Annotated in this window: 18 protein-coding genes, 1 other RNA gene and 1 pseudogene; 9 read left to right on the top strand and 11 right to left on the bottom strand. The window is 70.8% G+C overall.

Annotated elements, in window-relative coordinates; all coding sequences use genetic code 11:
* Positions 1 to 129: 129 nt before the first annotated feature.
* Positions 130 to 2,337: an acyl-CoA dehydrogenase family protein gene (locus tag FH610_RS05745; protein WP_139573258.1), complete on the bottom strand. Its 2,208-nt coding sequence runs from the start codon at positions 2,335 to 2,337 to the stop codon at positions 130 to 132.
* Positions 2,338 to 2,539: 202 nt separating this feature from the next.
* Between FH610_RS05745 and FH610_RS05750 the strand changes: the two genes are divergently transcribed.
* Positions 2,540 to 3,622: a S1C family serine protease gene (locus FH610_RS05750; RefSeq protein ID WP_139573259.1), complete on the top strand. Its 1,083-nt coding sequence runs from the start codon at positions 2,540 to 2,542 to the stop codon at positions 3,620 to 3,622.
* Positions 3,623 to 3,700: 78 nt separating this feature from the next.
* Positions 3,701 to 4,744, top strand: a complete 1,044-nt coding sequence (locus FH610_RS05755) for an adenosine deaminase (protein ID WP_240808787.1) — start codon at positions 3,701 to 3,703, stop codon at positions 4,742 to 4,744.
* On the opposite strand, the gene FH610_RS05760 is transcribed toward FH610_RS05755, so the two are convergent.
* The gene (locus tag FH610_RS05760; RefSeq protein WP_240808788.1) at positions 4,717 to 5,271 is read right to left on the bottom strand and encodes a UTRA domain-containing protein; all 555 of its coding nucleotides are present in this window, start codon (positions 5,269 to 5,271) and stop codon (positions 4,717 to 4,719) included. The genes FH610_RS05755 and FH610_RS05760 overlap by 28 nt on opposite strands.
* Before the next feature lie 177 nt (positions 5,272 to 5,448).
* On the opposite strand from FH610_RS05760, the pseudogene FH610_RS05765 reads away from it, so the two are divergent.
* Positions 5,449 to 5,625, top strand: a pseudogene (locus FH610_RS05765) (response regulator transcription factor); the annotation flags it as partial.
* Positions 5,626 to 5,690: 65 nt separating this feature from the next.
* On the opposite strand, the gene ssrA reads toward FH610_RS05765, so the two are convergent.
* The 5 genes from ssrA to ftsE all read right to left on the bottom strand — a co-directional run bounded on the left by ssrA (position 5,691) and on the right by ftsE (position 10,448).
* Positions 5,691 to 6,076: a transfer-messenger RNA gene (gene ssrA, locus FH610_RS05770) on the bottom strand.
* Positions 6,077 to 6,393: 317 nt separating this feature from the next.
* Complete coding sequence (locus FH610_RS05775) at positions 6,394 to 8,301, bottom strand: penicillin-binding transpeptidase domain-containing protein (protein ID WP_139573261.1); 1,908 nt, start codon at positions 8,299 to 8,301, stop codon at positions 6,394 to 6,396.
* Between the two features lie 3 nt (positions 8,302 to 8,304).
* Positions 8,305 to 8,787, bottom strand: coding sequence for an SsrA-binding protein SmpB (gene smpB, locus FH610_RS05780; RefSeq protein ID WP_139573262.1), 483 nt, complete (start codon positions 8,785 to 8,787; stop codon positions 8,305 to 8,307).
* A gap of 57 nt (positions 8,788 to 8,844) precedes the next feature.
* Entirely contained in the window at positions 8,845 to 9,744 is a 900-nt protein-coding gene (gene ftsX, locus FH610_RS05785) for a permease-like cell division protein FtsX (RefSeq protein WP_139573263.1), read from the bottom strand.
* Between the two features lie 14 nt (positions 9,745 to 9,758).
* Positions 9,759 to 10,448, bottom strand: coding sequence for a cell division ATP-binding protein FtsE (gene ftsE, locus FH610_RS05790; RefSeq protein WP_079315626.1), 690 nt, complete (start codon positions 10,446 to 10,448; stop codon positions 9,759 to 9,761).
* 179 nt (positions 10,449 to 10,627) lie between these two features.
* Between ftsE and FH610_RS05795 the strand changes: the two genes are divergently transcribed.
* Complete coding sequence (locus tag FH610_RS05795; RefSeq protein WP_030509253.1) at positions 10,628 to 10,816, top strand: hypothetical protein; 189 nt, start codon at positions 10,628 to 10,630, stop codon at positions 10,814 to 10,816.
* Here the strand turns inward: FH610_RS05795 and prfB are convergent.
* The gene (gene prfB, locus FH610_RS05800) at positions 10,810 to 11,928 is read right to left on the bottom strand and encodes a peptide chain release factor 2 (protein ID WP_139573264.1); all 1,119 of its coding nucleotides are present in this window, start codon (positions 11,926 to 11,928) and stop codon (positions 10,810 to 10,812) included. The genes FH610_RS05795 and prfB overlap by 7 nt on opposite strands.
* 83 nt (positions 11,929 to 12,011) lie before the next feature.
* Here prfB and FH610_RS05805 point away from each other — a divergent pair, with 83 nt between their 5' ends.
* Complete coding sequence (locus FH610_RS05805) at positions 12,012 to 13,073, top strand: DUF8094 domain-containing protein (protein ID WP_139573265.1); 1,062 nt, start codon at positions 12,012 to 12,014, stop codon at positions 13,071 to 13,073.
* Between the two features lie 13 nt (positions 13,074 to 13,086).
* On the opposite strand, the gene FH610_RS05810 is transcribed toward FH610_RS05805, so the two are convergent.
* Positions 13,087 to 18,045, bottom strand: a complete 4,959-nt coding sequence (locus FH610_RS05810) for an NAD-glutamate dehydrogenase (protein WP_139573266.1) — start codon at positions 18,043 to 18,045, stop codon at positions 13,087 to 13,089.
* A gap of 26 nt (positions 18,046 to 18,071) precedes the next feature.
* Positions 18,072 to 18,893, bottom strand: coding sequence for a tryptophan 2,3-dioxygenase (locus FH610_RS05815; RefSeq protein ID WP_139573267.1), 822 nt, complete (start codon positions 18,891 to 18,893; stop codon positions 18,072 to 18,074).
* Positions 18,894 to 19,202: 309 nt separating this feature from the next.
* Here FH610_RS05815 and FH610_RS05820 point away from each other — a divergent pair, with 309 nt between their 5' ends.
* Together FH610_RS05820 and FH610_RS05825 are read left to right on the top strand one after the other, a co-directional pair.
* Complete coding sequence (locus FH610_RS05820) at positions 19,203 to 19,760, top strand: hypothetical protein (RefSeq protein WP_139573268.1); 558 nt, start codon at positions 19,203 to 19,205, stop codon at positions 19,758 to 19,760.
* 7 nt (positions 19,761 to 19,767) lie between these two features.
* Complete coding sequence (locus FH610_RS05825; RefSeq protein WP_139573269.1) at positions 19,768 to 22,002, top strand: bifunctional polysaccharide deacetylase/glycosyltransferase family 2 protein; 2,235 nt, start codon at positions 19,768 to 19,770, stop codon at positions 22,000 to 22,002.
* Here FH610_RS05825 and FH610_RS05830 read toward each other — a convergent pair.
* Positions 21,959 to 22,159 (bottom strand): zf-HC2 domain-containing protein, encoded by a 201-nt coding sequence (locus FH610_RS05830; protein WP_139573270.1) that lies wholly within the window; start codon positions 22,157 to 22,159, stop codon positions 21,959 to 21,961. The genes FH610_RS05825 and FH610_RS05830 overlap by 44 nt on opposite strands.
* Between FH610_RS05830 and FH610_RS05835 the strand changes: the two genes are divergently transcribed.
* Together FH610_RS05835 and FH610_RS05840 are read left to right on the top strand one after the other, a co-directional pair.
* Positions 22,139 to 22,507: a ferredoxin gene (locus FH610_RS05835; RefSeq protein WP_240808789.1), complete on the top strand. Its 369-nt coding sequence runs from the start codon at positions 22,139 to 22,141 to the stop codon at positions 22,505 to 22,507. The genes FH610_RS05830 and FH610_RS05835 overlap by 21 nt on opposite strands.
* Before the next feature lie 72 nt (positions 22,508 to 22,579).
* A complete protein-coding gene (locus FH610_RS05840; protein ID WP_139573272.1) occupies positions 22,580 to 24,040 on the top strand; it encodes an FAD-binding oxidoreductase in 1,461 nt (486 codons plus the stop codon).
* Positions 24,041 to 24,065: the final 25 nt, after the last annotated feature.

A 24,065-nucleotide genomic window follows, 5' to 3' on the forward strand; every position in this document is an offset into this window, starting at 1 on the left:
CAGAACCGAACTGGGCCGGCTCGACCTCGGCGATCCCGCCCTTGGGACGCGCCACCGCGACGGCTGACCCCCGGCCCGTGCCCACGGCTGTCGCGCCGCCTGCGCGTACGTCCGCGCCGGCGGCCGGGGCTACTTGCCCGGCTCGGGGTCGCGGGGCAGGCCGAGCATGCGCTCGGCGATGATGTTGAGCTGCACCTCGGTCGTGCCGCCGTAGATCGTCATCGCGCGGGTGGCGAGCACGGCGCGGTTCCAGTAGCCGGCGTCGCCGAGCTTCCAGTCGGCGGCGGTGACGGCGGCCGGGCCCAGCAGCGAGACCGCCACCTCGGAGACGTGCTGCGCGTGCGCGGTGGACAGCAGCTTGCGCACCGACGCGTCGGCGCCCGGCTCGCTGCCGGCGAGCTGCTTGAGGGTCACCCGCAGCGACAGCGCGTTGATCGAGTGCGCCTCGCAGACAACGCGGGCCAGGTCCTGCCGCTCGGCGGCGGTGAGCTCGCGGCCCAGCCGGCCGGTCAGGCCGAGCAGGTCGGGCGCCGAGGCGCCGGTGCCGCCCGAGCCGGACGACAGCGAGACCCGCTCGTTCGACAGCGTGTTCCTGGCGACCCGCCAGCCCTCGTCGACCTCGCCGACGACCAGCTCGTCCGGCACGAAGACATCGTCGAGGAACACCTCGTTGAACAGGTTCTCCCCGGTCATCTCGGTCAGCGGCCGCACGGTGACGCCGGGCCCCTTCATGTCCACCAGGAAGTAGGTGATGCCATCGTGCTTCGGCTTGGAGGTGTCGGACCGGGCGATGCAGATGGCCCACTCGGCGACGTGCGCCACCGACGTCCAGATCTTCTGGCCGTTGAGCCTCCAGCCGCCCTCGACCTTCTCCGCCTTCATCTGCAGCGAGGCGAGGTCGGAGCCGGCCCCCGGCTCGGAGAAGAGCTGGCACCAGATCAGCTCGCCGCTCAGCGTCGGCGGCAGGAACCGCTCCTGCTGCTCCGGCGTACCGTACGTCACCAGCGACGGCACCACCCACGCACCGATGATCATCTGCGGCGGCTTGATCTTGGCCGCCCTGACCTCCTGGTGGATGAGCACCTGCTCCAGCGGGGAGGCCGCGCGGCCCCAGGGCGCGGGCAGGTGCGGCATGACGAAGCCCGCCTTGGCCAGGGCACGCTTCTGCTCGACGCCCTCCAGGGCGGCGATCTCGGCGAGCTCCGCCCGGATGGACTCGCGCAGCGGCTCCGACTCCTCCGGCAGGTCGATCTCCATCTCCCGGGCGACGCCCTGGAGTGCGAGCGCGGCCACCCGGTCGGACCACTCGGAGGAGGAGCCGAGCAGCGCGCGGACGGTCAGCGCCCTGCGGTAGTACAGGTGGGCGTCGTGCTCGAAGGTGTAACCGATGCCGCCGAACGTCTGGATCGCGTCCTTGGCGCACTGCACGGCCGCGTCGGGCGCCATGACGGCGGCGATCGCGGCGGCGTAGTCGCGCTCGGCGCCCTCCGCCCGGGTGGCGTCCCAGACCGTGGCCCGGGCCTGCTCCAGCGCCACGAGCATCCGCGAGATCTTGTGCTTGATGCCCTGGAACTGGCCGATCGGGCGGCCGAACTGCACCCGGACCTTCGCGTAGTCGGCGGCGGCGGACACGCACCAGGCGGCCACCCCGGCCGCGTCCGCGCCGAGGACGATCGCGGCGATGTTGCGCACCTCGGCGCCGGTCAGGCCGGTCAGCACCCGCTCGGCGGGCACCCCTACGCCGTCCAGCTCGACCTTGGCCACGCCGCGGGTGAGGTCGAGCGACTTCACCGCGGTGACCGTCGCCTGGGCGGCGTCGACGGCCACCCACTCCTCGCCGCCGTCCGTCGCCACCGGCAGGACCAGCACGTCGGCGACCGCCGCGCCGAGGACATACCCGGCCGCGCCGCTGATCGACAGGACGTCGCCGTCGCGGACACCGGTGATCTCGCCGCCGAGCGCCACCGCGCCGGTCAGCGAACCGTCCGCGAGCCCGGGCAGCAGCTCGGCCTGCGCCTTGCCCTCGGAGGCGAGGATCGCGGCACTGGCGAGCACGGTCGGCACCATGGGACCGGGCGCCACCCGCTCCGACAGCGCCTCGATCGCCACGGCCGCCTCCAGGAGGCCGTAGCCGGAGCCGCCGAACTCCTCCGGGACGTGCAGCCCGAGCAGCCCCTGTCCGGCGAGAGCGGGCCAGAAGGCCGGGCGCTCCTCCGTTCCCGGATCGGCGAGGACACCCACCGTGCCTCGCACGACGTCGGCGGGCACGGCCCGCTCGGCCCATCCGGTCACCGACTCGCGAAGCGCCTCGTGCTCCTCGCTCAGCCCGATCGCCATTAGATCCTCCAGCACTAGGTCCTTGTAGAACCATATTCTAGAGGAATATTCGCTGGCTAGGCCGTGGCCGTGCGCTCGGATTACTCGGAGCGCGGGTACTCGGAGCGCCCCGGGTATCGGCTGTCCCGGGCACCCGTCATGACCTGCGCCGGATCCGGCGTGCCGCCTTGCGGCGACCGTTCCCGCAGGTAGACAGGGGACTATGCAGCTCTCACGGAAGGTCCTCCGTACGGTCGCTGCCCCGGCCGTGGCCGCGCTGGTCGCGGGGGGATGCGCGCCGGGAACCGCCCCGGGCCAGACCTCCCCTCCGGCGACGCCCCCCAAGACGGGGACGGCCGCGCCCGTGCCGACCCGCCCTGTCGAGCTCGAGACGGCCTACGAGCAGGTCATCAAGAGGGTCCTTCCGTCGATCGTGCAGATCACCACAGGACAGGCGCTGGGCTCGGGCATCGTCTACGACACCGACGGCCACATCCTGACGAACGCCCACGTCGTGGGCGCCGCCAAGGAGTTCCAGGTCACGCTGGCGACCGGCGGCAAGCCGAGGAAGGCCAGGCTGGTGAGCTCCTATCCCCCCGGCGACCTGGCGATCATTCAGGTCGAGAACAAGAACGGGCTGACACCCGCGACCTTCGGCCGCTCCGCGAACCTCAAGGTCGGGCAGATCGTGCTCGCGATGGGCAACCCGCTCGGCTTCTCCGGCAGCGTGACCCAGGGCATCGTGTCGGCCCTGGGCCGCACCGTGACGGGCGAAAGGCACGCCGGCGGCGGGGCCGCGACCATCACCAACGCCGTCCAGACCTCCGCGCCCATCAACCCCGGCAACAGCGGCGGCGCGCTGGTGGACCTGTCCGGCCAGGTCATCGGCATCCCGACGCTGGCCGCCGTCGACCCCAACCTGGGCGCCGCGCCCGGCCTCGGCTTCGCGATCCCGAGCGACACCGCGACCGACATCGCCCGCCAGATCATCCGGTACGGCCGGGTCGTCAACAGCCATCGGGCGGCCCTCGGCGTACGGGTCGGCACGGCGGTCGACGCGGACGGCAACCCGATCGGCGTGGCCGTCGGCTCGGTGTCCCCCGGCGGCGGCGCGGACAAGGCGGGCATCCGCCCCGGCGACGTGATCGTGAAGGTCAACGGCACGCCCACGCCCACCGCCAGCGCTCTGTCGCAGGTCCTGGTGACGCTGAAGCCGGGCGACAGGGCCCGGGTCGAGCTGAGGCAACCGGACGGCACCAAGAGCACGGTCACCGTCGTGCTCAGCGAACTGCCGGCGGGGGGATGAGCCCGATCCTGACAAAGTGGTGTGAGATACCGCGAATTCTCTTGGAGGGGGCTCCTACCTGGTTGTTACGGTCGGTCCGTGATCTCCCCGGAACTCAGCCGGTTCATCGCCGGGCTGCCCAAGGCCGAACTGCACGTGCACCACGTGGGCGCGGCGTCTCCGCGCATCGTCGCCGAACTCGCCGCACGGCACGAAGGATTCACGCCCGTGCCCGCCGATCCCGCGCTGGTCGAGGCGTTCTACGACTTCCGCGATTTCCCGCACTTCCTGCAGGTCTACCTGCAGGTCGTGGACCTGGTGAGGACGCCCGACGACCTGTGGACGCTGATCCACGGCGTGGGCGGCGACATGGCCGCCCAGCAGGTGCGGTACGCCGAGCTCACCATCACGCCGCAGCTCCATCTGGTGCGGGGCTTCGCCCCGCAGGAGTTCTGCGAGGTGATCGAGGACGCCCGTCACAGGGTCGAGGCGGACTACGGCACCGTCCTGCGCTGGTGCTTCGACATCCCCGGCGACTTCGGGGTCCCGGCCGCCGATCAGACGCTCTCCCTCGCGCTCGAGCAGCGGCCGGACGGGCTCGTCAGCCTCGGGCTCGGCGGCGGGGAGCACGGGGTGCCCCGGTCGCTGTTCGCCCCGCACTTCGCCGCGGCCCGCGCCGCCGGGCTCCACTCGGTGCCGCACGCCGGCGAGGTGACCGGCGCGCAGTGCGTCTGGGACGCCGTACGCGAGCTCGGCGCGGAGCGGATCGCGCACGGCATCCACAGCGTGGAGGACCCGGCGCTGCTGGAGCACCTGGCCGAGCACGAGATCACGCTGGAGGTCTGCCCCACCTCGAACGTGTGCACGCGGGCCGTGCCCAGCCTGGCCGAGCACCCGCTGCCCGCGCTGGTCGCGGCCGGGGTGCCGATCACGGTGAACACCGACGACCCGCCGATGTTCGGCACCGACCTGAACCGGGAGTACGCCGTGGCGGCCGAACTGCTCTCCCTCGACGAGAAGGGCGTCGCCGACCTGGCCCGCGCCGCGGTGGAGGCGTCCTTCCTCGGCGCCGAGGGCACCTGGGCCCTGCTCGCGGAGATCGACGCCTACGTCGCTCAGAACTCGTCGGCGCCGCTCACCTGAACGATGTCGAAGACGTGCCGTGAGGCGGCGCAGACCGTCTCCAGCACGTGGATCGGCAAATCCTCGGCCGAATAGGCGGCCCGCACGATCTGGACCACCCACTCGCGGGGATCCAGTTCCAGCGTGGCCGCCTCGTCGTCCCGGGGCGGCCGGGCCACCAGGTGCTCCTCCGCCCGCCCGAACCGGTGGCCCAGCTCCTCGATGCGCGCCTGCAGGCTCGGCGCCAGGAAGCCCGGCTCGCACAGGGGCGTGTCCGCGAAGAGGTCGAGCCGCAGGAAGCTCGTGGCGACCCGCACCGGCACGTCGCCGGCGAGCAGAAGCTTGCGCCGGGCCAGCACCGGCGTGCCCGGCTCGACCCGCAGCCCGGCGGCCACGTGCTCGGCGGCGGGCTCCGGGCCGACGTACAGCATCCTGCGCCCGGCCCGCACCCCCTGCCGTTCCGCCTCCGTCAGGAACAACGAGGCCGATCCCCGCACGGCAGGCTCCGACGGCAACGACCGCCGCACCACCACTCTCGGCTCCCCCACGGCAGACCCCCTCCCACGTACCGCCCCGACAGTACTCGTCATACCTGAGAGCCACTCCGCAGGTGGGCCCCACGGGGTGACGCGGGTCAGGGACACCGATCCATAACTTCCTGCCCAGATCAGGCATCTGGAAGGGAGTCTCGCGATGACGATCCCCGCTCATCGCCTCAGGTCGCGCTGATCGCCCACGGCCTGTCGAACGCCGAGATCGCCGGCCGCCTCGTCGTCGCCGAGCAGACCGTCTAGACCCACGTGGGCCGCATCCTGAGCAAGCTCCGGCTGCGGGATCGCACCCAGGCGGCCGTCTTCGCCCACGAGACCGGCCTCGTCACGCCCGGCCACACCGCGCCCTGATCCTGGCCGGAAACGGCGGAAGGGCGGGGAGGAAGCGTTCGCTTCCTCCCCGCCCTTCCGCGGAGATGTGGAGGTGGCGGGAATCGAACCCGCGTCCTTCAACACCAAGACAGGGCTTCTCCGGGTGCAGCCTGTTACGCTTTTCTCGGCCCCGGCAATCTCACAGGCGAGTCGCCGACGGGCCCAGTCACTGTTTGGTTTCCCGTACGGCCCCGTGACCGGGCCGGACGGTTGAGCCTCCTAGCGATGTCAGTTCCGGGCCGAAGGCACTCCCGGGCTGACAGAGGTTTCTCGCTGCTTAGGCGGCGAGAGCCAGGGAAGCCTGGCTCACCTCAGTGCTCTTCTTATTGGCACTTATTTGTTTGCGGTCACAGTGTTGACGGGGTTATGTCCGCAGTCCCCGACCCGCTTCCCCTGACTTGCAATGTCGAAGTCGAAACCGGTCACCCCCTGTGCAGTTGTCAATCCAGACCCGAGGGCCCGGCATCACAAGCTTACTCATGACAACACCGGCGACGCGACTCGAATTCCTTCCCCCCGGTACGCCGGTGGGCCGGTGAGACGCCGAAGCCCCCGGGAACGCGGCCTCTGGCACGCGCCCCCGGGGGCCGACCGGCAGGGTCGAGCCGGTCCGGACGGGCAGGGCTCCCCCCGAGATGGAGCCCTGTCCTCATCACGGCGACTGGGCCCGCAACCCCCCAAGCGGGTCCCAGTCACCTAGAAAGACGCCGGTCGCCGCCCTGATGGTTGCTCGGCTCCGAGCATTTTTCAGATCTGGGGCTGGGCGTCGCGGAAGAAGCTCCCGGCGATCGCCGAAGCGGCCGCCGTATCGCCGCTCTGCGCCAGCACGGCGACCGCGACGTCTCCCTGCCAGCCCACGAACCACGAGAGCTTGGTGCGCTCCTTCTTCTCCGTCTGAGTGACCTCGGCGGCCACGCCGTACACGGGGTCGCCGGGGGCGGAGGCGGCGGAGGCCGCGCCGGACGTCACACCGGCCCGCATGAGCGTGCGCAGCTTCGCGGTGATCGCGGGATCGAGCGTCACGGGCTGCGCGGCGGCCGGCGTGACGCCGTCCCCGGCAGCCGGGTCGGGAGCGACGGGCGAGGTCACCAGCACCGGCGGCCGCCACGTGCCGGACTTGACGGCCGCGGCGACGAGGGCCATCGCCAGCGGGCTCACGCGGGCGCCCTGCCCAGCCATGATCTTCGCGATGGCGGCGTCGCCGTCGGGGGCGTCCATCGATCCGCTGAACGTCTTCAGCGGCAGCTTCCAGTCGCCGCCGATGCCGAACTGGCTCGCGCTGGCGGACAGCCGCTGCCCGCTGATCCGCCGCGCCAGCGACGCCAGGGCGGTCACGCAGCCCTGCGCGAAGTCGGTCTGGAAGGTGGGCGTCATCACGCCGTCGACGCCGGGCTGCTGGAATCGGGCTCCGCCCACGGTGCGATCGGCGCTGCACGGCACCTTCTGCTTCGGGTCGAGGCCCGACTGGAGCAGTCCTTCCGCGGCAACGACCGAGAAGGCGGTGCCGGCCGCGAACTTGCCGGCCAGTGCGTCCTTCTCCTGGTGCAGCTGGTTGGTGGAGACGGCGAGCAATTGGCCGGTGGATGCCTGCACCGCGACGAGCGCGGCCGGGCGGGGCCCCGCCACCGCGGCGTCCCCAACGCTCTGCAGGCGGCTGTCGATCGTGGTCTGGACCGACGAGTTCTCCCGCCCCGGCCACGCCTTGAGCTCCTTGACCAGTCGCCCGGTGGCGTTGTCGAGGACGACGACCCGGGTCTCGGTCGAGCCGGTGAGCTGGTCCTGGTAGGCCTTCTGCAGGCCGTCCCGGCCGAGCGTGTCGCCGGCCCGCTGCGGCCCGCCGAGCCGCTGCTCCGCCTCCGGGGTGATGGCCGTGACCACCCCGACGATCTGGGTGGGCGACTTGGGGGCGACCGGTGGGTTGTCGATCTGGAACTCCAGACCTTGGATGGCCTCCAGCTTGGACCTGATCTGGGCGAACTTCGTCCGCCCGAACGTCGCGAGAGGGACGAAGTCCTGCGGGGGCGACGACAGGATGCGGCTCAGCAGGCGGTCCTGGGCGAAGCCGGTGACCTTCGACAGCTGGTCGCAGAGCCGGCCGGGGTCCTTGACCTTGGCGGGGTAGACCCCGGCGACGTGCAGGACGGTCTCGTCCTGCAACGGGCTGCCGTTCCGGTCGAGGACCGGCCTGCGGCCCTTGGGGACGGTGGCGACCGCGAGCCGCTGCCCGGGGTGCAGGTCGGGGTGGACGACGCTCGGCGACCACCGCACCTTCCACTGGCTGCCGACCAGGTGCAGGGGCAGGTTCCCGTCGTACTGCCAGAGGGGGTTGTTCTCGCCGAGGTCCACCTCGGCGTGGTAGCCGGCCTGCGCAGCGTCGCCGTCCTGGCTGATGCCGCGCAGGGAGAAACGGATCGAGGCGGCGTCCAGTTGCAGCCGGGCGTCCTCAAGCGCCTTGCGCACCGCCGCCTGGTCGCCGTCGGCCCGCCGCGCGGCGGCCGCGTAGTCCCCCGTCTGCCAGCCGACGAGGAAGTCGCGCACCGCCTCGTGCGGCGACGGCTCCTCGAAGCAGCCGGTCAGCAGGGGCGCGGTCAGCCCCAGCGCGAGCGCGGCCCGTACGGCTCTCGCCCGGACGACCCCGAATGATCGGAAGGACACGGCCTAACGGCCCCCCCGGCGGCGGACCGCGTTCGACATGGCCCGCGCCATCTCCCGGCCGGCCTGCTTCTCCATGAGCGTCTGCCGCTTGTCGTAGTCCTTCTTGCCTCTGGCGATGCCGATCTCGATCTTCGCCCGGCCGTCCTTGAAGTACATCGACAGCGGGATCAGCGTGAGGCCCTTCTCCTTCAGCGTCGCGTCGAGCTTGCCGATCTCCTTGCGGTTCAGCAGCAGCTTGCGCGTGCGCCGGGCGGCGTGGTTGGTCCAGGTGCCCTGGCTGTACTCCGGGATGTACACGTTGATCAGCCAGACCTCGCCGCCCTCGACCGAGGCGTAGCCGTCGGTCAGGTTGGCCTTTCCCGCCCGCAGGGACTTGACCTCGGTGCCGGTCAGGACGAGCCCGGCCTCGTAGGTGTCCTCGATGAAGAAGTCGTGCCTGGCACGCTTGTTCTGGGCGATCAGCTTGCGCCCGGTCTCACGTGGCATAAGGGGAGCCTACCGTCGCCGCGAAGGGCGGAAACGAGCTGCGCGGCCGGTGCGGGATCACACCCGCAGGTAGCGGCGCAGGGTGACGAACGAGGCGAGCACACAGATCAGCACGCCGACGGCCATGGTGCCGGTGATCACGCCGGCGACCGTGTCCCAGCCGAGGGGCGCGGCCATGTAGGTCTGGATCGACTCGAAGATGAAGACCTTGACGATGATCAGGATCACACCGGACAGGACGCCGCCGATGAGGCCGGCGATCAGGCCCTCCAGCACGAACGGCAGCTGGATGTAGATGTTGGAGGCGCCGACCAGTCGCATGATGCCGGTCTCCCTTCGGCGGTTGTACGCCGACAGCCGGACCGTGTTGCCGATCAGCAGGGTGGCCGCGATCACCATGAGGATCGCGATGCCGAGCGCCACGTTGCGCAGCGTGTCCATGAAGCCGAAGACCGACTGGAGCAGGTCGCGCTCGTTGACGACGTTGGAGACGCCGGGCTGCCCCTTGAGGCTGCTCGCGACGGCCGCCGCCTTCTCCGGGTCCTTCAGCTTGACCCGGAACGACTCCGGCATGTCCTCGGGCTTGGTCACCGAAAGCAGCAGCGTGTTGCTCTCGGTGCTCTGGAAGTTCTTGAACGCCTGGGCCTGGTTCTCGAACTGCACCCGCTCGACGTCCGGGAGCGCCTTGATCGTCTGCTCCAGGGTGCCCTTCTCCTCCGGGGTGACCGCGCCCCTGTTCTTACAGGGTTCGAAGGGAGAGCCCTTGGTGCACAGGTAGACCGACAACTCGACCTTGTCGCTCCAGAAGCCGGTCAGCTTCGAGACCTGGGAGTTGATCATCAGTCCGACGCCGAGCAGCGCCATGCCGACCGCCACTGTCACGATCACCGCGATGGTCATCGTGAGGTTGCGCCGAAGGCCGATCCAGACCTCGGAGAAGATGAAGTTGGCCCGCATGGTCCCAGTTACTCCTAATACGCCTGGCCGTACACGCCGCGCGACTGGTCGCGGACGATCTTGCCGTCCTCGAGCTCGACCACGCGCTTGCGCATGGAGTCGACGATCGCGGCGTCGTGTGTCGCCATGAGGACGGTCGTGCCGGTCCTGTTGATTCGGTCGAGCACCTTCATGATGCCGATGCTCGTGGCGGGGTCGATGTTTCCCGTGGGCTCGTCGGCGAGCAGAATCATCGGCCGGTTGACGAACGCGCGGGCCATGGCGACCCGCTGCTGCTCGCCACCGGACAGCTCCTCCGGCATGCGGTGCGCCTTGCCCTCGAGGCCGACGAGCTCGATGACCTCGGGCACGACCTTGCGGATGAAGCGGCGCGGCTTGCCGATGACCTCCAGGGCGAACGCCACGTTCTCGTAGACGTTCTTGTTCGGCAGCAGCCGGAAGTCCTGGAACACGCAGCCGATGCGGCGGCGCAGGTGCGGCACCTTGAAGTTGGACAGCTTCGACAGGTCCTTGCCGGCCACATGGATGGAGCCGCTGTTGGGCCGCTCCTCCTTCAGGACCAGCCGGAGGAAGGTGGACTTCCCCGACCCTGACGGACCGACCAGGAACACGAACTCGCCCTTGTCGACATCCACGCTCACGTGGTCGAGGGCGGGCCGGTTTTGGTTCGCGTAGACCTTGGTGACATTATCGAAATGGATCACGGGCGCATCACGGCTAGCCAGTCTAGGGGGTGGGACGGCCGGTACGGGGGTCGCCGGTCACTTTGCTCTGGATCGACGTTCCGTTTGGCCAGAGGCCAGTCTAGGGGTAACACTGGCATGGAACGTCCATAACGGAAACAAAACGATTAGCCCTTGGGCGATGGGGCGGTAAAGCTGCTATGAGCTGCGAACATCTGATCTGCGCCGCGTGCGCGGGCCCCGTGGTGGAGGGGCGCTGCCCCGTCTGCCGTGAGGGCCGCGCCAAGGTTCACCACCACGGATTCATGGGGCTGTCGCCCCTGGTCATCGCGCTAATCGTGCTACTGGTCGTGGCGCTCGTCGCGCTGACACACGTCAGCGGTTACTGACCGTCACCGGACTCCTGGCGGCGCGTCCAGCGGATCTCGCCCTCGATGAACTCGTCGAGGTCGCCGTCCAGCACGGCGGTGGGGTTGCCCGCCTCCACACCCGTACGCAGGTCCTTGACGATCTGGTAGGGGTGCAGCACGTAGTTGCGGATCTGCGTGCCCCATGACGTCGTCGTCTCGCCGCGCAGCTCGTTCATCGCCGCGGCCTCCTCCTGGCGCTTGCGCTCCAGCAGCTTGGCCTGGAGGACGGCCATCGCCGTCGCGCGGTTCTGCAGCTGCGACCGCTCGTTCTGGCAGGAGACCACGATCCCGGTCGGGAGGTGGGTGATCCGCACGGCCGAGTCGGTCGTGTTCACGCCCTGGCCGCCCGGCCCGGACGACCGGTAGACGTCGATGCGCAGGTCGTCCTCGTTGATGTCGATGTGGTCGGTCTGCTCGACCACGGGCACCACGTCCACGCCCGCGAACGAGGTCTGCCGGCGGCCCTGGTTGTCGAACGGGCTGATCCGCACCAGCCGGTGGGTGCCGTGCTCGCCCCTGAGCGTGCCGTACGCGTAGGGGGCCTTCACGGTGAAGGTGGCGGACTTGATGCCGGCCTCCTCGGCGTAGGAGGTCTCGTAGACCTCCGCCGGGTAGCCCTTGCGCTCGGCCCACCGCAGGTACATGCGCAGCAACATCTGGGCCCAGTCGGCCGCGTCGACGCCGCCCGCCTGCGCGTTGATGGTCACCAGGGCCTCGCGGGCGTCGTACTCGCCCGACAGGAGCGTGCGGACCTCGAGCGCGCCGACCTCGGACCTGAGCGCGGCGAGCTCCCTTTCCGCCTCGGCCAGCGCGTCCTCGTCGCCCTCCTCGGACGCCAGCTCGAACAGGACCGGCAGGTCCTCCAGGCGGCGGCCCAGGCCGTCCACCCGGTTGACCTCGGCCTGCAGGTGGGAGAGCCGGCTGGTGACGCGCTGCGCCTGATCGGGGTCGTTCCACAGGTCGGGCGCGGCAGCCTGGTCCTCCAACTCGGCGATCTGCTTGCGCAGGGCGTCGAGGTCGAGCACGTCCTGAATGCCCTTCAGCGTGCCGCTAAGCTCGTTGATCTCTTCGGCTGGATCGATGACTGCCACGTCTGTAAAGGGTACGCGAATCGGAGACCCGGTCAGGCAGCACGCGTCGGTAGCATGTGGATCGATTGCATGGGGAGGCTGGCGTGAACGGGGTCGTTCGGAGTGCGCTGGCCCTTGCCCTCGTCACCTGTACGGCCGTCGCCTGCTCCGGCGGGGAGCCGGCCCGGCCGACGGCCAGCCCGGCGGCGGCCACCTCCGCCCTGCCGAGTCCCGGCGACAGCCCGTCGCCGTCGCCCAGCCCCCCCGCGGTGACGCTTGAGGAGGCGTCCCGGGCGCTCGACGCGTTCCTCGACACCGACGACGTGCTGCGGCTGGCCGGGGCCGACCGGTGGGAGCTCCTGCTCACCCAGGACGGCCAGCGGCCCATCACGATCGCCGACATCCACTCGCAGGAGGGCAAGCCCGCCCGCTACACCTGGGATCGCCGTACGGTGCTCGTGCCCCGGCAGAGCGGCCGCTCGACCGTCTGGTTCGCGGCCACCGCCCGGCGGCGCGACGCGTCCGGCGAGGTCCGCACGGGCGTGTTCACGTTCGTACGGCAGGGCCGGGACGAGCGGTGGCTCAACAGCTTCGCGTCCCTGCTCTACCCCGGCGAGAAACCGCCCTCGGTCGCCCTCGACGCGGACGGGTACGCCACGGCGCTGGAGTCGCGCGACGCCTCGGTGGCCATCAGCCCCAACCTCATGGGCCCGCTGCACGCCACGGTCGCCGAGGAGGGCCCCAAGGGCTACGCCTCCGGGCTGATCGCCCCCGGCCCGCAGACGACGGGCTTCTACGACGAGATCGTCAAGACCAAGGCGACGGCGAAGGACGACGACTGCATGGCCTACGAGTCGATCTTCGCCTCGGCCCCCAACTATCCGATCTTCGCGCTGCGCACGCGCGACGGCGGCGCGATGATGCTGTACACGCTGATCCGCACGTCCTCGTGGAACCCCATCCCGAAGTGCGGCGAGGGGCGCCCGGTGACGATCCCCGCGGCGGCCCGCTGGCTGCTGGGCCACACCAAGGACCTGTTCATCCGGCAGAAGCGGCAGATCGTCGAGACCCAGCAGTACGTGAGCGCGGTGCCGCCCAAGGCGTCCACCGCGCCCGCGCACGTCGTCGGCTACGAGGGCATCGTCACCGGCGGCTCCAACCGCTGATCGCCCAGCACGGTCACGCCTCCGCGTGCGGGAGGTTGCTGGTGGACACCAGCGTCCGCACCGCGCGCAGCGCGACCGACAGCGTCGCCAGGTCGAAGGTGTCGCTCTCCCAGATCTCCGACAGCGTCTGCCGCGACCGCGTCACCGCTGCCTGGTTGGCCTCCGTCCAGCTCGCCAGCCGCTCCTCCGGCGACAGGCCCGGCCGGCTGTGGATCAGCACGTCCCTGGTGAGCGTCGCGTGGGCCGCGTACAGGTCGTCGCGCAGCGCCGCCCTGGCCATGGAGTTCCACCGGCTGTCGCGCGGCAGCGCGATCACCCGCTCGCGCAGCCGGGCGAGCTGGAGCCGGTCGGCCAGGTCGAAGTAGACCTCGGCCACCTCGCTCACCGGCCGGCCGGTGTACGCCGCGATCTCCACGAGGTCGAACGTGGAGTAGGCCGGCACCATCGCGGCGACCCGCTCGGCCAGCTCGCCGGGCACGCCCCTGGCCACGAAGGAGTCCCTGCGCTCCTCGTACGCCGCCAGGTCGGGGCCGGTCAGCAGCTTGGGCAGGTGGGGCAGCAGGCCCCCGGCGCCCTCGATGAAATAGCGGGCCGTGGAGGCGAGGTCGAGCGGGGGGCGGCGGTTGCCGAGCAGCCAGCGGGTGCCGCGCTCGGACAGCTTGCGGCCCTCCAGCAGCATGGCGAGCTGGGTCGCGGTGTCCACCTCGTTGTCCAGCTCCTCGATCTGGCGCGTGAACGAGGGCAGGTCGAAGACCTCCCGCGTCACGAGGTAGGCCCGCACGATGTCGGGTGTCGAGGCGCCGGTCTCCTCGCCGAACCGGTAGACCAGGCTCGTCCCGCCGAAGTTCACCACGTCGTTGACGATCCGGGTCGTGATGATCTCCCGGCGCAGCGGGTGGGAGTCCATGTAGGCCCGGAACCGGTCGCGCAGGGCCGACGGGAAGTACGACACCAGCCACGACGCCAGCGACGGGTCGTCGGGGATGTCCGACTGCAGCAGCTCCGCGTCCACCACGAGCTTGGTGTAGGCGAGCAGCACCGCGAACTCGGGGTTGGTGAGCCCGAGCCCGGCCTGGCGCCGCTCGGCGAGCACCTTGTCCGACGGCAGGAACTCCAGCTCCCGGTTGACCAGCCCCTCGCGCTCCAGCCTCCGCAGGTAGCGGGCGTGGATGTGCAGCATCTCCGGCGCCTGCGCCCGGGCCGCCGCGAGCACGACGTTCTGGGCGTAGTTGTCCTCCAGCACCAGCCTGCCCACCTCGTCGGTCATGTCGAGGAAGAGCTGGTTGCGCTGCTTGTCGGTCATGTCGCCGTCACGGACGACCTGGTCGAGCAAGATCTTGATGTTCACCTCGTGGTCGGAGGTGTCCACACCGGCCGAGTTGTCGATGAAGTCGGTGTCGATCAGCCCGCCGTTCAGCGCGAACTCGATCCGGGCGCGCTGGGTGAAGCCGAGGTTGCCGCCCTCGCCGACGACCTTGCAGCGCAGGTCGGCCGCGTTGATCCGCAGCGCGTCGTTGGCCTTGTCCCCCACGTCGGCGTGGGTCTCCGACGACGCCTTGACGTACGTGCCGATGCCGCCGTTCCACAGCAGGTCGACGGGGGCCCGCAGGATCGCGCTGATCAGGTCGTTCGGCGCGAGCGCGGTGACGTTGTGCGGCAGGCCGAGCGCGGCGCGCGTCTGCGGCGAGACCGGGATCGACTTCGCGGTGCGCGGCCACACGCCGCCGCCCGCCGAGATGAGCGATCTGTCGTAGTCGTCCCAGGAGCTTCTGGGCAGCTCGAACAGCCGTCGCCGCTCGGCGAAGCTCCGCACGGCGTCCGGGTCGGGGTCGACGAACACGTGCCGGTGGTCGAAGGCCGCCACGAGCCGGATGTGCTCCGACAGGAGCATGCCGTTGCCGAACACGTCGCCCGACATGTCGCCGACGCCGGCCACGGTGAAGTCGGTGCTCTGCACGTCCACCCCGAGCGTGCGGAAGTGGTACTTGACCGACTCCCAGGCGCCCCTGGCGGTGATGCCCATGGCCTTGTGGTCGTAGCCCACCGACCCGCCGGAGGCGAAGGCGTCGCCGAGCCAGTAGCCGTACTCCTTGGCCACCTCGTTGGCGATGTCGGAGAAGGTCGCCGTGCCCTTGTCGGCGGCCACCACGAGGTAGGTGTCGTCGCCGTCGTGCCGCACGACGTCGGGCGGCGGCACGACCTCCCCCGCGACCAGGTTGTCGGTCAGGTCGAGCAGGCCGGAGATGAACTGGCGGTAGCAGGCCACGCCCTCGGCCAGGAACTCGTCGCGCCCTGCCGCGCCGTTCTTGAGCTGGGGGGGCCGCTTGACGACGAAGCCGCCCTTGGAGCCGGTCGGCACGATGACGGTGTTCTTGACCATCTGCGCCTTGACCAGGCCGAGGATCTCCGTGCGGAAGTCCTCCATGCGGTCCGACCAGCGCAGGCCGCCGCGGGCGACCTTGCCGAAGCGCAGGTGCACGCCCTCGACCCGCGGCGAGTACACGAAGATCTCGTACTTCGGCCGGGGCAGCGGCAGCACGCTGATCGACTGCGGATCGACCTTCAGCGAGATGTACGGCTTGCGCCTGCCGGTGACGAACTGGCTGCCCGCGTCCCCGGCGTCGCGCCCGTCGTCGCGCGCGGCCTGGAAGACGTTGGTGCGCAGCGTCGCCTGGATCATCTCCAGGTAGGCCCGCAGGATGCGGTCCTCGTCGAGCGAGGCCACCTCGTCCAGCGAGGCGAGGATCTCCTCGGTCAGCGCGTCGCAGACCTCCGGCCTGCCGTCGTCCGGCCGCCGCGGGTCGAGCCTGGCCTCGAACAGCCGCACCAGCAGCCGGGCCAGCCGCACGTTGCCGCGCAGCACCCTCTCTATGTACGACTGGCTGAACGTGGTCCCGGCCTGCCGCAGATACTTGGCGTACGCCCGGAGGATCTCGGCCTGCTCCCAGGTGAGCCCGCCGGCCAGCACGAGCGCGTTGAAGCCGTCGTTCTCCACCTCGCCGCGCCACAGCACGGCGAACGCGTCCTGGAAGAGCCGCTTGAACTCGTCGCGGTGCACCTCCTCCGAGGGGGTGTACCGCAGGCCGAAGTCGTAGATCCAGGCGTCCCTGGTGTCGGGGTCGTGGTCGCGGTCGATCTCGTACGGCCGCTCGTCCACCACCTCGACGCCCATCCGCTGCAGCAGCGGGAGCACCCGCGACAGCGAGATCGGCGCGCCCAGCCGGTAGAGCTTGAAGCGCCGCTCCCCCTCCGCCGCGCCGTACGGCTCGTAGAGGTTCATGCCGATGGCGTTCGGGTCCTCGCCGAGCGCCTCCAGCCGCTTGAGGTCGGCGACGGCCGTACGCGCGGGGAAGTCGGCCTTGTAGCCCTCGGGGAAGGCGGTGCCGTAGCGGCGCAGCAGCCGGGGTGCGTCCTCCTCCGGGCACAGCTCGCCGATCGCGGCGGCGAGGTCGTCCTCCCAGGTGCGGGTGGTGGCGGCCAGCCGCGCCTCCAGCTCCTCGACGTCGACCGGCGTCTCGCCGAGCGGTTTTCCGCGCTCGCCGCGGATCACGACGTACAGCCGGGCCAGCGCCGACTCGCCGATCATCGTGCTGTAGTCGAGCGAGGAGCCGCCGAGCGCCTTCATCAGGATCCGCTGCATGTGCAGGCGGACCTTGGTGGTGTAGCGGTCGCGCGGCAGGAAGATCAGGCAGGAGATGTAGCGGCCGTAGTCGTCGCGGCGCAGGAACAGCTTGACCTGCTTGCGCTCGCGCAGCCGCAGCACGCCGAGCGCGATGGGCAGCAGCTCGCCGACGGAGATCTGGAAGAGCTCGGTGCGCGGGTAGGTCTCCAGGATCTCCATCAGATCCTTGCCGTCGTGGCTGTCGGGCGACAGCCCGGCACGCTCCAGCACCTCGGCGAGCTTGCGCCGCAGGACCGGGATCCGGGAGATCGACTCGTTGTACGCCACGTGGGTGAACAGCCCGAGGAACCGCCGCTCGCCGATCACCTCGCCCTCGGGCGAGAAGACCTTGATCCCGACGTAGTCGAGGTAGTGGGGCTTGTAGACGGTGGCCCGGCTGTTGGCCTTGGTGACGATCAGCAGTTGCTTCTCCCGCGCCTTCGCCCGCACCTTCGGCGGCAGGGCGGCGAAGCTGGCCGATCCGGCCTTGTCGGCCCGCAGGATGCCGAGCCCGGTGCCGGGCAGGCCGCGCAGCGCGGCGCCGCCGTCGGTGTCCTCGAGCCGGTATTCCCGGTAGCCGAGGAACGTGAAGTGGCCGTCGGCCAGCCAGCGCAGCAGCTCCATGCCGTCCTCGACCTGCGCGGGGTCGAGCGGCGGCGGGTTGACCGCCAGGTCCTCGGCGGTCTGCACGGCCAGCGCCCGCATCTTGGCGAAGTCCTCGACCGCGCAGCGCACGTCGAGCAGCACCCGCTGCAGGTCGCTCTCCAGCTCCTTGAGCACGCCGTGATCGGCCTGCCGGTCGATCTCGATGTGCATCCACGACTCGCGGACGACCTGCCCGGTCACGTTCTCCCTGTCGGGGCCGAGCAGCTCACCGGTCATGTCCCTGCGCACCCGCATCTGGGGGTGGACGATCAGGTGGGTGCCGATCTCGTGCCGGTCCAGCTCGGTCGTCACCGAGTCGACGAGGAACGGCATGTCGTCGGTGACGATCTGGACCACCGTGCGGCCCGGGTCCCAGCCGCACTCCTCAAGCGTGGGGGTGTAGACGCGGACCAGCGCGCGTCCCTGCGGCCGGTGCTGGGCCAGGTGGCGGTGGGCCATCGCGGGGCCGTACACGTCCACCGGGTCGCGGTCGGCCAGGTCCTCGACCGGGACGTTGCGGTAGTACCGCCTCAGGAAGGCCAGGGGGTCCTCGCCCTCCACGTGCAGCGCTCCCGGCGCGTGCGCGCACCTCTCGGCGGCGATGCGGAGAAGCTCGTCCAGCGCTTCATCCGATTCCTGCCGATTCAGCGCCATTTCGAGCGGCATGTCGCTACTCACTCCCTTGTGAGGATTCAAAGCCAGGCCCGGAGTTCCCAGAGCAGGGGAAAGAAGTGCAAACGCGTCCTTCCCCTCAAGTACGGTGCCCCGGAGGAGCCTCCCGTACCGGATTTCGTGCCGATCTGGCGCTCCACCATCTGCACGTGCCTCATCCGCCAGAGCGCGGTCGTCTCGTCGTGGGTGAGGAGATCTTCGGCCAGGTCCCACAGATCGTCGTACGACCCCCGGTCACGGGCCACGGCCAGCAGGGATTCCATGATCTCCTCGTCGGAGACCGGCAGGCCGCGCTGGGAGAGGGCGGTGAGGAAAGCATCCCACAGCGTCGGCTCGGCGAGCCGCCGCCGGAGCCTGGCGAGTTCCGCCTCGCTCGCGTCCCTCAGCCGGCCGAGGTAGGCCGGGTCCTTGGCGCCCGAGAGGAACTCGAGCTCGCGGAACTGCACCGACTGGAAGCCGCTCGCGGGGGCGAGCACCGACCGGAACTCCAGGAAGTCCTGCGGCGTCATGGTCTCCAGCACCTGGACCTGGTCGACCATGACCTTCTCCACCGCGTGGACCCGGCGGAACAGATGCCGGGCGCGCCACAGCGCGCCCTCGATCATCGCGTCCCTGATCCGCTCCAGCTCGTGCAGGAGGAGCTTGAACCACAGCTCGTAGACCTGGTGGACGGTGATGAACAGCAGCTCGTCGCTGGCCCCCGACCGCTGCTCCTGCTGGCCGAGCAGCTCGGGCAGGCGGAGATAGCCGCCATAGGACAGGCGCCCGCCCTCCTCACCGAAGCTGCGGGGCGGGGGAAGCACGTCCCCGGACCCGGCCCGGCCGTACGGCGTCGCAGGCATGCGCCACTCCTCCACGATGGGCGCGTCCCTTCCGATCCCCATTGACCGAAAGCCCGGCACCACCGCCCCCGATACCACCCCATAACGGCACAAACGTCAACTTCGTCGCGCGCCCGCAATCAGGGGATTGACCTTGCCCCATTTAACCAGCCACGCCTCCGCCGAGGGGTCTCATGCGCATACAGCCGCCGGAGACGACCGTCCACCGACGGAGGCCCTCGCGCCGGGCATCGGGAAATCGCGAATGCCTGATCACAAAATGGCTTGGACTTCTCGAAGCTGCTTTCGATTCACGTACGATCATGCGCTGTGGAAGATCATCGTCCGGAGCGTGCGGCCGTCTTCGTGGACCAGAGCGGGCGCCGGGCCAAGATCTTGACAGCCGCCGCGGTCGGCGGGGCGATCGTCGTCCTCGCGCTGACTCTCACGCTGGTGAGCGGAGCACTGGCCGGTCCCGAGCTCCCTCCGATGGGATGGCTCGGCACGCAGGGACAGCAGGTCGTGGAACGCTCCCCCACGGGTTCCCCCACCCCGTCCCGCGGGTCCGAGCACAGGCGTGTCCCTCGGGCGAGCGGCACGCCGCGCGCGACGGCGGCTCCCGCGCCGCGGACTCCCTCCGCGCGCAGGCCGCCGAGCAGGGTGCCCTCCGCCTCCCCTTCCAGCCGGAGGAGCCTGAGGCCGAGCACGACGCCTTCCGCGGTCCCGGAGCCGGATGTGGAGATCTCCGCGTCCGGTGAGTCCACGCCCGAGCCGTCGGCTCCCGAGGTCGAGCAGACCACGGCGCCGGCCGAGGAGGCGACGCGGACCCCGGCAGCGGAGCCCAGCACCGTCCAGACACCTCCCCAGCAGCCCGGGGCCTCCCAGTGATGCGTCGATGAGACGACAGCGCAGAGCGGCCGAGCGGAGACCTGCCGAGCCGCGCGGCCACTGGTTCCTCGCCGCGATCGCCGCGCTGCTCATGGCCGGAGCGCTGCTGCTCAACGCGTACGCGCACAACGTGGTCGGCGAGACCCAGCCGCCCCCGGCGGACTTCGGCGACTCCGCCGAGCTGGAACAGATTCGCTCCGGCGGCCCCCTGGTCAACGTCTCGGGATCCCGGCCGCTCAGCGCCCGGCCCAAGCCCCGCCGGGTGGCGCTCACCTTCGACGACGGACCCGATCCGCGGTGGACGCCCCGGCTGCTCGACCTGCTCCGCGAGCACCACGCGAAGGCGACCTTCTTCGTCCTGGGAGCCCACGTCGCCGACCACCCCGAGCTCACCCGCCGCATGGTCGCCGAAGGACACGAGATCGGCAACCACACCTACACCCACGCCGACCTGGGTGCGGTGCCGGCCTGGCGGATCCGCGTGGAGATGTCCCTGACGCAGAAGACGCTGGCCGCGGCGGCCGGGATTCACACCCGCCTCGCCCGCATTCCGTACTCCTCGGGCCCGGGAGCGGTCGGGTACGGGCAGCTCGCCACCATGCGGCTGCTCGGCGACGAGGGATACCTCGTGACGTTCACCGACGTGGACACCCAGGACTGGAGCCGCCCGCCCGTGGACGAGATGGTCCTCGCGTCCCTCGCGCGCACGGTCGAGGGCGAGGGCGTAGTGATCATGTTCCACGACTCGGGAGGCGACCGCGCCCGGACGCTGGCCGCCGTCGACCGGCTGCTCACCCGGCTGGAGAAGAAGGGATACACCGCCACCACCCTCACGGACGCCGTCGGGCTCCCCACGGCGCACACCGCCGCCTCCCCTGACGAGCGCGTCCTCGGCACGGTCCTGGGGTTCGCCCAGCGCGCCTCCTTCACCTTCGTCGAGGCGCTCGGCTGGTTCCTCGCCGCGGCCGGCGTGCTCACCCTGCTCCGGCTGACCCTCTTCGTCGCGCTGGCGTGGGCGCACGCCCGCAGGACGCGCGGGAGATCCGCGAACGCCGGCGTTCCCCACTGGGCGGCCACGCCGCCGGTCTCGGTGATCGTGCCCGCCTACAACGAGGCGGCGGGGATCGAGGCGACGGTCCGGTCGCTGGTCAGGACCGACTATCCCGGCCCGGTCGAGGTCGTCGTCGTGGACGACGGCTCGGCCGACGAGACCGGGCGGATCGCCGCCTCGCTCGGCCTGCCCGGAGTCCGGGTGATCCGGCAGCCGAACGCGGGGAAGCCCGCCGCGCTCACCACCGGCATCGCCCACGCCGCCCACGACATCCTGGTCATGGTGGACGGCGACACCGTCTTCGAACCCTCGACCATCGGGACCCTCGTACGGCCGCTCGCCGACCGCACCGTCGGCGCGGTCAGCGGCAACACCAAGGTCGGCAACCGGCGCGGGATGATCGGCCGCTGGCAGCACATCGAGTACGTCGTCGGGTTCAACCTGGACCGCCGGGCGTTCGACCTGCTCGGCTGCATGGCGACGGTGCCGGGGGCGATCGGCGCGTTCCGCCGCGAGGCGATCGCGTCGGCCGGCGGCGTCAGCGCGGACACGCTCGCCGAGGACACCGACCTGACCATGGCGATCAGCCGCAGGGGCTGGCGGGTGGTCTACGAGGAGCGGGCGCGCGCGTGGACCGAGGCGCCCGCCTCGCTCGGCCAGCTGTGGCGGCAGCGGTACCGGTGGTGCTACGGCACGCTGCAGGCGATCTGGAAGCATCGCGGCGCGGTCGCGGAGCGCCGTCCCTTCGGCCGGCGATGCATCGGATATCTCACGCTGTTCCAGGTGATCCTGCCGTTACTGGCCCCCGTCGTCGACGTCATGGCCCTCTACGGGCTGTTCGTCGGCGATCCCCTGCCCGTGGTCGCGGTGTGGGCCGGCTTCGTCGCGGTGCAGGCGCTCACCGGCTGGTACGCGCTGCGCCTGGACGGCGAACGGGCCTCGGTGCTGTGGGTGCTGCCGCTGCAGCAGTTCGTCTACCGGCAGCTGATGTATCTGGTCGTCATCCAGTCGATGGCCACCGCGGTCCTGGGGGCCCGGCTGCGCTGGCACACGGTCCGCAGGGAGGGCACGTTCACCCTGGCGGGACCGTCCGTCCCGAGACCGTCCGTCCCGAGACCGTCAGTCGCGGGCCGCCGGCGCGGGCCGGTCAGGGGTGGGAACGCTCCGAGGAGGAGACGGAGCCGTCCTTGACGGCGTCGAGCATGCCGGGCAGCTCCTGGGTCTCCAGCAGTTCCGCCCGGCATGGAGCGCATTCGTCGAGGTGCCGCTCGAATGCCTCGGCGTCGGCGTCGTCAAGCACTCCCAGGGCGTACGCTGCCACGTCGAAGTGCGGCGACGTCGCGGACATCAGCTGGCCACTCCCCTCTCCTTCAGCTCGGCCAGGTTCGTGCTGTCGGCGCTGGACGCGTTCGCCGACGACGTGGAGGAGCATCGCTTCCACGGCGGTTGCGGGCGGGCGACGAAGGGCCTGCTGCCGCTGCCGATCGAGGACGCGCAGGACGCCAGGCTCGTCGTCGACTGGACTCGCTGCCAGGGCCACGGCCTGTGCGCGCACCTCGTGCCCGAGCTGGTCAAGCTCGACCGCCACGGCTTTCCGGTGTTCATGGACACCGGGGTGCCCTCCTGGCTGCTGGGCGAGGCGCAGAAGGCCGTGGAGATGTGCCCCGCGCTGGCCCTCCGCATAGGGATGAAGTGATGGGCTTGTTACCAACCGGACCGGTTCCATGAGCGTCTCAACGAGGTAGATCACCACCTCGGGAGTACGACCATGATCGACAGACGGAGTTTCCTTCGCGTCTCGGCCCTCGCCGGGGCCGCCGCCTTTTCCGGCACGGCTTTCGCCGCCGCGGGTCCCCGTCCCGCCGACTGGTCCGCGCTCGGGCGGGGGCTGGACGGCAAACTGATCCGTCCCGGCGACGCGTCGTACGACAACGCGCGCCGCGTGTTCAACTCGGCCTTCGACTCCGTACGCCCGGCCGGGGTGGCCTACTGCACGACGGCGGCGGACGTGTCGGAGTGCCTGGCGTTCGCCCGGCGATACGCCGTGCCGGTGACCTCCCGCGCTGGCGGGCACAGCTACGCGGGCTGGTCCACGGGCAGCGGGCTCGTCATCGACGTGTCACCGATGAGCGGCGTGTCCTACTCGGGCGGCCACGCCACGGTCGGGGCCGGGGCGCGCCTGGTCGACGTGTACGCCAAGCTCGCCGCGCACGGCGTCAGCATCCCGGCCGGTTCCTGCCCGACCGTCGGGGTGGCCGGGCTCACGCTGGGCGGCGGCATCGGCGTGGTGTCACGGCAGTACGGCCTGACCTGCGATGTGCTGGAGTCCCTGAAGGTGGTCACGGCGGACGGCAAGGTGGTGACCTGCTCGCCGAGCTCGCACCCGGACCTCTTCTGGGCCTCCCGGGGAGGCGGCGGCGGCAACTTCGGCGTGGCGACGTCGTTCACGTTCCGGACTCATCCGACGCGTTCCGTGACCCTGTTCTTCCTGCACTGGCCCTGGTCGAAGGCCGCGGCCGTGCTGAAGGCATGGCAGGCGTGGGCGCCCTCCGCGCCCGACGCGATGTGGTCCAACTGCCACCTCAACCACGATCCGTCGCTCGACGTGATGGTCGGCGGGCTGTACCTCGGCGGCAAGACGGCGTGCGAGAACCTGCTGCAGAAGCTCGTCGACCGCGTCGGCTCGGGCCCTTCGACCCGCTACGTCGCGACCTCGGCCTACGACCACGCGATGATGGTGGAGGCGGGCTGCGCGTCGATGTCCGTGGCCCAGTGCCACCGCCCCGGCACGCTTCCCGGGCAGAACGCGAGCGGCAAGCTCGTCCGCGACTCGTTCTCGGCCAAGTCGCATTTCGCCTACACTCCGCTGTCGTCCGCCGGGATCAAGGCGCTGCTGGCCCAGGTCGCCGCGCCGGGACGGCACTCGGTGCTGCTCGACGCGCTCGGTGGCGCCGTCGCGAGGGTCCGCCCCGACGCCACCGCCTTCCCGCACCGCAAGGCGCTCTTCAGCGTGCAGTACTACTCCCACTTCTCCGGCGCCGCCGGCTGGGCCCGGACCGCCCACGCCGCCATGCGGCCGTACTTCGGCGACCACGCGTACGTGAACTACGTCGATCCGGAGCTCAAGGACTGGCGGCAGCAGTACTACGGCGCCAACGCCGCCCGCCTGGCCCAGGTCAAGGCCGCGTACGACCCCGGCCGCCTGTTCCGTCTGCCCCAGGGTGTGTGAACGGTTGCCGATCGGGCCGGGCTGC

Origin of the sequence: Microbispora catharanthi, from assembly GCF_006334915.2 — a bacterium.
GTDB classification, from domain to species: domain Bacteria; phylum Actinomycetota; class Actinomycetes; order Streptosporangiales; family Streptosporangiaceae; genus Microbispora; species Microbispora catharanthi.

Excerpts from the sequence above, each read along its gene's own strand:
- FH610_RS05745 (WP_139573258.1), bottom strand. The coding sequence starts at position 2,337 with ATGGCGATCGGGCTGAGCGAGGAGCACGAGGCGCTTCGCGAGTCGGTG.
- FH610_RS05750 (WP_139573259.1), top strand. The coding sequence starts at position 2,540 with ATGCAGCTCTCACGGAAGGTCCTCCGTACGGTCGCTGCCCCGGCCGTG.
- smpB (WP_139573262.1), bottom strand. The coding sequence starts at position 8,787 with ATGCCACGTGAGACCGGGCGCAAGCTGATCGCCCAGAACAAGCGTGCC.
- ftsX (WP_139573263.1), bottom strand. The coding sequence starts at position 9,744 with ATGCGGGCCAACTTCATCTTCTCCGAGGTCTGGATCGGCCTTCGGCGC.
- FH610_RS05795 (WP_030509253.1), top strand. The coding sequence starts at position 10,628 with ATGAGCTGCGAACATCTGATCTGCGCCGCGTGCGCGGGCCCCGTGGTG.
- FH610_RS05810 (WP_139573266.1), bottom strand. The coding sequence starts at position 18,045 with ATGCCGCTCGAAATGGCGCTGAATCGGCAGGAATCGGATGAAGCGCTG.
- FH610_RS05815 (WP_139573267.1), bottom strand. The coding sequence starts at position 18,893 with ATGCCTGCGACGCCGTACGGCCGGGCCGGGTCCGGGGACGTGCTTCCC.
- FH610_RS05825 (WP_139573269.1), top strand. The coding sequence starts at position 19,768 with ATGAGACGACAGCGCAGAGCGGCCGAGCGGAGACCTGCCGAGCCGCGC.
- FH610_RS05830 (WP_139573270.1), bottom strand. The coding sequence starts at position 22,159 with ATGTCCGCGACGTCGCCGCACTTCGACGTGGCAGCGTACGCCCTGGGA.
- FH610_RS05840 (WP_139573272.1), top strand. The coding sequence starts at position 22,580 with ATGATCGACAGACGGAGTTTCCTTCGCGTCTCGGCCCTCGCCGGGGCC.